At 39.6% G+C, this 1,588-nt stretch carries 2 protein-coding genes; both read right to left on the reverse strand.

Annotated features, from left to right (window positions below; genetic code table 11):
- Positions 1-405: 405 nt before the first annotated feature.
- Positions 406-882 (reverse strand): hypothetical protein, encoded by a 477-nt coding sequence (locus NZM04_08160; GenBank protein ID MCS7063995.1) that lies wholly within the window; start codon positions 880-882, stop codon positions 406-408.
- Positions 883-1,080: 198 nt separating this feature from the next.
- Positions 1,081-1,326 carry a hypothetical protein gene (locus tag NZM04_08165; GenBank protein ID MCS7063996.1) on the reverse strand — a complete coding sequence of 82 codons (246 nt, stop codon included), beginning with the start codon at positions 1,324-1,326 and terminating at the stop codon, positions 1,081-1,083.
- Between the last annotated feature and the right edge of the window lie 262 nt (positions 1,327-1,588).

Consider the following 1,588-nt stretch of genomic DNA (forward strand, 5'->3'; position numbering starts at 1 on the left):
CGTAGGCATCACGCCTTGCACCCTGAGCGTGTGCGGCCCGGGGCTGAGCAACGCCGTGCCACTCCACGCGCCGACGTTGTCCGCTGGCCCCGGATGCGTGATCCCATGCACCTCGGCGCCGTCTATGAACGCTCGCACTACCGCCGCGCCTTTCGCCGTGCCAGTCAGTAGAATCGGGGCAAGGTAGGCTGGATGTGCCGCCACAGCGGCTCGCCAAAAGACTTGTGAAGACGTCAGATCCATGATCGTGCCCTAATTGAAGTTCGCCGCGCACTCACTTCACAAATTTTATCGGCTAGGTGCCATTTGTATTAATTTACTATTCGTTTGTTACATCATTATTAGATAAGTAGATCTGGTTGAATACTACGCCCCCTTTACCTTTTAACACCTCTATCTCTTTTATCAAAAACTTTCCGTTACTAATTCCCATGTCTTTGTTCTGCTGCTATAAGACATATAAGGATAGTGCTTATCTCGGTATCTTCTAAACACTAAACTAAAAGTTCTCCCATCTGAATATGTCCTTGTTATGCTCCCATCAGTCTGCTTGCTAAATTCCCATTTGTCTTTGTAATACTCCCATTCCCCATCACCGGCAATAGGGGGAAGTAATTTATCGATATATTTTGGTAAAAGATCATCGAGTTTTTCAGGATAATATTGCTGATCTTTATAGTATTCTTCTAAAGCCATCGCTATGCGATTTCCACGTAATTGACTTTCTAAAATATTAGATTTTGTCCAATTCCCTCTTATCAAAAAAATATATATAGATGCTAAGATCATTATGAAAATAACGCCTACAATAAATATGTTTTCTAGCCGCTTTATAATCGTCTTCTCATCTTGATTGATTATAAACTTTATTATCTTCTTCATAAATTATCGTCCATCAAATATCCGTGGATCCCTATCATTTATTGCAGCCTCTCCATTGTATATCGCCTCCCTTGCACGCTGTTCTATAAGCTGTCTTGATTCTTCTATACTCATGGGGCCACCTGTTATCACAGAATGCCCTTGATATGACATAGCTATTGGATTCTCTATCCTTCCTCGATCCAGCCCGATATAGGTTTAAAATTCATTACTTTTTCTTTGAGATCTTCCCATCTGAACTAGTAGTGCTCTCACCGCTACAAATATCACGCCGATTATTGGACCTGTGAGAGCCATATATGTATAGGCTTTAATTTCTTGAAATAAATTATATCTTCGTTTTTTTTCCGTATCAACGCTGTTATATTGTTCATAAGGATATTTTATATGTGGTGGGAGCGCATCAATTACTGTCTGCATCATAAAATAAGTCGGGTATGCCATACTATAAAATACTTCTGGAACATATGGATATGGCTTTTGGCTGATTGGTATAAAAAAGACTCTCGATAAGGTATAAGCTAAAATAAAAAAAAGAGACGTTATAATACTAAACCTTAGCATCATACAACATTTATTTGTGATTTTTGTTATTGTTCTGCCCTATCAGAAAATTAGAGTAAAAATAACTTGTTGAGCTACTTGTAAGCAAACCGTGCTGATTCACTCCTAAAATAGAGGTTCCACTTATCCCTGTAAGATTCAT

The sequence above is a fragment of the Candidatus Methylacidiphilales bacterium genome (assembly GCA_025056655.1).
Classification (GTDB): Bacteria; Verrucomicrobiota; Verrucomicrobiia; order Methylacidiphilales; family JANWVL01; genus JANWVL01.

What these genes read in the sequence shown, in the direction of transcription:
- NZM04_08160 (MCS7063995.1), bottom strand. Translation starts at nt 882, where the DNA reads ATGAAGAAGATAATAAAGTTTATAATCAATCAAGATGAGAAGACGATT.
- NZM04_08165 (MCS7063996.1), bottom strand. Translation starts at nt 1,326, where the DNA reads ATGGCATACCCGACTTATTTTATGATGCAGACAGTAATTGATGCGCTC.